Source organism: Pseudoalteromonas sp. S558, from assembly GCF_005886635.1.
Taxonomy (GTDB): domain Bacteria; phylum Pseudomonadota; class Gammaproteobacteria; order Enterobacterales; family Alteromonadaceae; genus Pseudoalteromonas; species Pseudoalteromonas aliena.
The window spans coordinates 1-6,423 of sequence record NZ_PNDU01000149.1; the positions used below are offsets into that span (position 1 = coordinate 1).

A 6,423-nucleotide genomic window follows, 5' to 3' on the forward strand; every position below is an offset into this window, starting at 1 on the left:
ATAGGCGATAACGCAGCATAAAGACCAAACATGCGCTGCCCAAAAGGTTCTTTCTAGGGACGATTAACTTTTTGTTGCTCGGTTTTTACTTAGCCCACTAGGTTACAAACCTCGCGCCGCAATTTAATCGCCCCTAGATTGAACAAATTTCAATCCACAAAGGTCAACACGCCCTAGAGTGCTTGATCTGCAAGGGCTACTTTTTTTAATAGCGCTGCAAATTGAATTTTTTCGTCATCGGTTAATACTTCAAGCATATTGTCCATGTTTTGTACGTGTTTTTCTAATGTTGCATCAATAATTGTTATGCCTAGTTCTGTTAAGGCTACTTTGCAACTGCGGCGATCTTTATCGCTAGAAACCCTCTCAATAAACCCTCGTTGTACAAGTGTCTCTATACGGGTACTCATAGCACCAGAAGATAACATTAATGTTTTGTATAGCTGTGTAGGTGTTAAGGGAACTTGATTACGACGTAGAGTCGCTAAAATATCAAATTCAATACTGCTTATTTTGTGATGTTTAAAAACGGTATTTAACTGTTTTTCCCAGCTTTTATCTACTCGGCGCAAACGTCCAACAATTGCCATTGCTGAGCAATCTAGATTTGGTTTGGTGTTTTTCCACTGCTGTAAAATATGGTCGACTGGATCTTGCATAACTCACCTTCGCTATTATATCTTTTCAAAAAGATACTTGATTAAAAAATAAAAAACCATTACTTTATAAAAAGTATCTTTCGCAAAAGTCATTTTCAGGTTGGATCATTCTTATTTTTGAAGGCGTTTATTATGAAACGAATACGGTTTATTACTACTTTGGGAATAACAGCCATCGCCCCTATTGTTTGGGGGAGCACTTATGTTGTTACTAGTGAACTACTCCCTGCAGATAGTCCATTAATTGCGTCAACGTTGAGGGCATTACCAGCGGGTATGCTATTAGTGCTAATTACCCGTACTTTACCTTCGGGTGACTGGTGGTGGCGGTTAATAGTATTGGGATTTCTTAATATTAGCTTTTTCTTTTATTGCTTATTTTTTGCTGCGAGCAACCTTCCTGGTGGAATGGCAGCTTTGGTTATGTCTATTCAGCCTATTTTAGTCATGGGATTGAGTTACTTTTTATTAAAAAACCAATTAAGCGTGCAGCAGGTTTTAGCAAGTTTAATTGCTATTGGCGGAATTGCATTATTAATACTTGATAATCAAGCAGAGCTAAACAGCTATGGCTTGATTATGGGCGTATTAGGTACTGTTAGCATGGCCACAGGCATTGTAATGACCAAACACTGGGGGCGACCAGCGCAAATGAAACTATTAAGTTTCACCGGATGGCAGTTATTTTTTGGTGGTTTAATGTTGCTACCTGTTGCTTGGTGGTTTGAAGGAGTGCCTGAGCAATTAAGTATTAATAACGTATTAGGGTATGTTTATTTAAGCGTTGTAGGGGCGATGTTTGCTTATTCTCTTTGGTTTAATGGAATAGATAAATTGCCTACTATTACGATTTCTTTTTTAGGATTTTTAAGTAGCGTGTCTGCTGTTTTTTTAGGTTATGTATTTTTAGAGCAGTCACTAACATTTATGCAGTGCTTTGGCGCATTGGGTATTCTTATTTCGATTATGTTGGCAACGCCAAAAGCGAAAAATAAAATTTAAAACACACATTAAATATCAAATTAAATAAGGGAATACGATGAAATTAACAATCATTGCGGGGAGCCAACGGGCTCAATCACAAAGTTTAAATGTTGGAAATTATTTGAGTGGAAAAGCGCAAGCTCATTTTGATAAAGTTCAAGTTTATGATTTACATGAGCTTAACTTGCCATTTTGGAATGAAGGTGTATGGAGTGGAACCGATGAATGGCTCCCTTGGAAAAAATTAGCAAAGCAGTTGGCTGACTCTGATGCTTTTATTTTTATTACCCCAGAGTGGCATGGTATGGCAACACCAGCGTTAAAGAACTTCTTACTACTAACAACAGCACAAGAAATGGCGCACAAGCCAGCACTTCTTGTAAGTGTATCGGCAAGTGTTAATGGGGTCTATCCAATAAGCGAATTAAGGATGACCGCAAGTAAAAATAACCATGTGTGTTTATTACCGGATCATCTTATTTTTCGTGATATAGAAAGTACATTTGATGAACACTTGATGTGTAAACATGATCATATGGAGCAACGCACGGTGTATACCATGGAGCTATTAGCTTGTTATGCAAATGCTCTTAAACCAATTCATAAAGCGATGCACGAAAAAGGACAACCTTTTGTATATGGGATGTAGAGGCCAAAAAACTCATAATGTGCATGAGCACAGTATGAGTTTAGGGCATGTTTGTTATTGTGTTATTTTACGCAAACGATGGCTAAGATTATTCCTTAGCCATTACTCGTTTACCGTTACTATCAACAACAAGCAAATAAGAGGTGCCAAAATTACCTGTGCATAAATCAATAAATTTATCGGCCACTTTTAAACCATTAGCGCAGCTGCTAACGCTTAAGTAGTCGGTTACTTTACCTTTTTCTGTGGTTATTGTTTTAGTGTTATCGATTAAAACAGTGTAATTACCGTTAGCAAATAAACGTACATTAAACACGTCTGCATTATTGTTTTGCTTTTTATTAACCACCGAAATAGTTTGCTCGCCCGCTGCTTCCCAAGCAATAACCCATAGGTTATCGTTGTTGCTTAAGGTTTTGGTTATACGCTCTTCTTGGTTTGCGGTAATGCTGTTTTTAACACCTAAATTGATCATATTGTTAATTGCTTTGTAGCTGTAGCGATAAGTTGTGGCTACAGCGTTACTTGCTACATCGCTTGAAATAATAGTATCGTTATCAAATAGGCCGCTATAACCTGTGCTAATGTTCCTTTTTTTCAGGTGAATATCGGCCATATAATCTAGTGAATTTACAAAAGTTACTCTTGCCTCATGAGTTAATTTATCATCTAGCTCATCTGAACTTTCACCACAGCCACTTAAAATAGTTGCAAAGCCAAACAACAATGAAATACGTAGTCCTTTATTACTGGTGTTCATAACAATCTCCATAATTTTTAGTTTTATTGCATTTAGTAACCGATTTAGAAATGATGTATTTAAGTCGTAAATTTATAGCTCAAAGGCTAACATATCAGTACGCATGTAATTCTCAGCGCTTGTCGGGTATTGTCATGAATTGTAAGAAGCTGTTAACATTTTTATGTATTTACTCATTGCGCAGTGAGTGACTTCTTATTTTTATTAATTTTTATACAGGCTAATTTTATCAGTAATTTTCCCCCATTATGTACGCAAGAAAGTGCAAACTCTATTCGTGCCATTGAGTCAGAAATCATGAATACTCAACTCAAAATAGCCACATTTAATCTGTTTAACTATCTTGAGCCGCCCAATGCATACTATGAATTTGAGAAAATTTATACTACGCAGCAGTGGGCCAAAAAGCAGCGCTGGATAGTTGATTATCTAACGCAATATCAGCCTGATGTAATTGGCTTTCAGGAAGTGTTTAGTATTGACTCGTTAAAAGAGTTAGTAGGCGAGCAAGGTTATAATTACTTTGCAGTAGTTGATACGCCAGAGGTGATTGACGACTTTATTTATAAACGGCCCGTAGTGGCGATTGCCTCTAAATACCCCATAGTTGAAGTGGCAGCGGTTGAGCACGATAGTGAGCTTGCAAGTATGCTTGGCCTTAATAGTGAGTTTACTTTTAGTCGTAAAGTACTAAGAGCAACCATAACATTGCCGCACATAGGCAATACCGATTGTTATGTGGTGCATTTTAAATCCAAGCGGCCAATGATTAATGTTGACGAGCACAATAAAGAGCTAACGCCTGAAAAGAACATAATCGAAATTTTAAAGGCGAATGTAGCGGGAGGTTGGGGCTCAACGATTCAGCGTGGCAGTGAAGCCACATTGCTAATGATACAAATGATTGCTCGCCGCGAAGCTACGCAGCAACCCATGCTATTAATGGGGGATTTTAATAATGAGCTTAATGATGGTGTATTAAGCCATTTGCTCACTAATACATTACGCTTTGCTCCTGCTTTTGACGCTAAAACCTACCTTGCTAAATATTGTTTAAATGATTCATGGGATCTGTTTGTAAAGTCGCAGCTAAGCAATGATGAGGTACTTAGTGATGAAATAATAACAAACGATGTACAAATCGATTGTGATAGCAATAGCAACGAGATTGTTGATTCAACGGATAAAAGCCAAGTAAAAAATATAAATATAACAAAGCCAGCACCGTTAAGGCCGCCTACACATTACTATGGTGCTAGCAGCTCTGTGCTGGATTACATTTTATTGTCGTGTGAGTTTGATGCCAGTTACGATGACAGCTTTTTTGAAGTAAGCGACTACAGTACGTATGACAGGCATTTAATAAACCCCGAGTATGATCGTGATGATTTAACTACCGACCACGGTGTTGTGTTGATCACACTAAAATTAAGGTCGTAAAGGCTATTATTATTATGAAAAAACTAACTACAATTACATTCTTGGTATTTTTTATGTTTAATTCTTTTGCAGCTGAATTTCCTACCAGTGCACGGTCTGAAAAAGCCATATCAATGGTTGAACCCACATTAAAAGTGCAACTTTCTGATAAAGGGCTTAGGTTTGGGGCTCCTATATTTATTCGAATATTTAAAGATCCTGGCATTCTTGAAGTCTGGGTGGAGTCAGATGATGACACATTTATACACTTCAAAAACTATGAAATTTGTACTTTTTCAGGTGATCTTGGCCCTAAATTAAAAGAAGGCGATAACCAAAGCCCAGAAGGGTTTTATTATGTTAATGCTAGCCGGCTCAACCCTTGGAGCAGCTATCACTTATCGTTTAATTTGGGCTTTCCAAATAAGTATGACCGGGCACACAACCGAACTGGCAGTGCACTGATGGTACATGGCAACTGTGTTTCCATTGGCTGTTATGCAATGACTGATGAGTATATAAATGAAATTTACGCATTAGCTGCTGCAGCGCTAAAATCGGGGCAGCCTTTTTTTAGGGTTCATTCATTTCCGTTTAAGCTTGATGATGAGGTTTTATCAAAGTATAGAGCAAATCAATGGTATTCTTTTTGGCTTAACCTTAAAGAGGGTTATGATTATTTTAACACTCACAAGCAGCCGCCAAATGTTGAGGTTTCTAGCAGGAAATATACCTTCGAAAATAAATAATCGCTAAAGTTAATGCAGATCGTGTACTCGTATTACTATTTTAAACCGCCTAAAATTTGCACATGTTTTAAATGTAAAAATTTAACAGTGCCCATCCTTTATTATCCAGTGGATATTTATTGATCTACATCACTTTTAGATGCGGTGATAGTGATAGATTATAAGTTGTGACCTCGACACTTAAAATTCATTAAAATCATCTACTATCGTGAAGCAACAAAGTCGAGTCACCTCTAAATTACAATTAACTCATACAGTGATAGTTAACACCAAAGATAGTGCAGTATCAGCTTAATCTTATGGAATAGGGCAATACTGGCTACATTTACCTACTTTTATATACATGGAGTTTTACCGCATGACAGTTAAATCGACACTCAAATCTCTTAGTACAATCGCTGTTATGATCATATTGGGTGGGGGTGGTTGGTATGCTTGGCAAACTCAGCAATCTGCACTGCTATCTGAACAATTGCCAGAGAGCGTAGCCTATGGAAACGGCCGCATTGAAGCGACCGAATATGATATTGCAACAAAATTGCCGGGTCGCTTGATTGAGGTATTAGCACAAGAAGGTGACATGGTTGAAGCCGGTCAAACTTTGGCCGTTATTGACACTGATGATTTAAATGCGCAATTACGTGAAGCTAATGCGGGGTTACGTGTTGCTACTGAGTCGCGTAAGTACGCTTTGGCAATTGTAGAGCAGCACAAAAGCGAACTTAACTTTGCAGAAACTGAATTACATCGCTCAGTGACACTGCTAAAACAAGGTCATATCTCAAAAGAAGTGGTTGATCAACAGCGAACAAGCGCTGCAACAGCGCAAGCGGCTTTAAAAGCGGCGAATGTAAAAGTGGTGCAGTCGAGCGCCGAAATTGAAGCAGCGCAAGCGCGTATTGAGCGGTTACAAAGTAATATTGCCGATAGCACCCTTAAAGCGCCTATTAGTGGCCGGATATTATATAGATTAGCAGAGCCAGGAGAAGTGCTTGGCAGCGGTGGCAAGGTTTTTTCTTTGCTTGATTTAACCGATGTATACATGAGTATTTATTTGCCAACAGCGCAAGCAGGCAGAGTAACAATAGGCTCGGAGGCACGCATTGTAATAGATGCTATTGCACAATATACGCTGCCCGCTAAGGTTACTTTTGTATCAGCGCAAGCACAGTTCACACCTAAATCAGACATTGATCAGACCAA

At 38.3% G+C, this 6,423-nt stretch carries 7 protein-coding genes; 5 read left to right on the forward strand and 2 right to left on the reverse strand.

The features are described from left to right. Positions 1 to 173: 173 nt before the first annotated feature. Positions 174 to 659 carry a MarR family winged helix-turn-helix transcriptional regulator gene (locus CWB66_RS11625; protein ID WP_138585498.1) on the reverse strand — a complete coding sequence of 162 codons (486 nt, stop codon included), beginning with the start codon at positions 657 to 659 and terminating at the stop codon, positions 174 to 176. A gap of 132 nt (positions 660 to 791) precedes the next feature. Between CWB66_RS11625 and CWB66_RS11630 the strand changes: the two genes are divergently transcribed. Further along, positions 792 to 1,661 (forward strand): EamA family transporter, encoded by an 870-nt coding sequence (locus tag CWB66_RS11630; protein WP_138585499.1) that lies wholly within the window; start codon positions 792 to 794, stop codon positions 1,659 to 1,661. 37 nt (positions 1,662 to 1,698) lie between these two features. Next, complete coding sequence (locus tag CWB66_RS11635) at positions 1,699 to 2,292, forward strand: NADPH-dependent FMN reductase (protein WP_138585500.1); 594 nt, start codon at positions 1,699 to 1,701, stop codon at positions 2,290 to 2,292. A gap of 88 nt (positions 2,293 to 2,380) precedes the next feature. Here the strand turns inward: CWB66_RS11635 and CWB66_RS11640 are convergent, their stop codons facing one another. Next, complete coding sequence (locus CWB66_RS11640) at positions 2,381 to 3,052, reverse strand: hypothetical protein (RefSeq protein ID WP_138585501.1); 672 nt, start codon at positions 3,050 to 3,052, stop codon at positions 2,381 to 2,383. Positions 3,053 to 3,349: 297 nt separating this feature from the next. Between CWB66_RS11640 and CWB66_RS11645 the strand changes: the two genes are divergently transcribed. From CWB66_RS11645 to CWB66_RS11655, 3 genes are all read left to right on the forward strand, one after another. Then, positions 3,350 to 4,492 (forward strand): endonuclease/exonuclease/phosphatase family protein, encoded by a 1,143-nt coding sequence (locus CWB66_RS11645; protein WP_138585502.1) that lies wholly within the window; start codon positions 3,350 to 3,352, stop codon positions 4,490 to 4,492. A gap of 14 nt (positions 4,493 to 4,506) precedes the next feature. After that, a complete protein-coding gene (locus tag CWB66_RS11650; RefSeq protein WP_171037494.1) occupies positions 4,507 to 5,220 on the forward strand; it encodes a L,D-transpeptidase family protein in 714 nt (237 codons plus the stop codon). Positions 5,221 to 5,578: 358 nt separating this feature from the next. Next, the coding region (locus tag CWB66_RS11655; protein ID WP_138585503.1) for an HlyD family secretion protein at positions 5,579 to 6,423 on the forward strand (845 nt) is incomplete at its 3' end.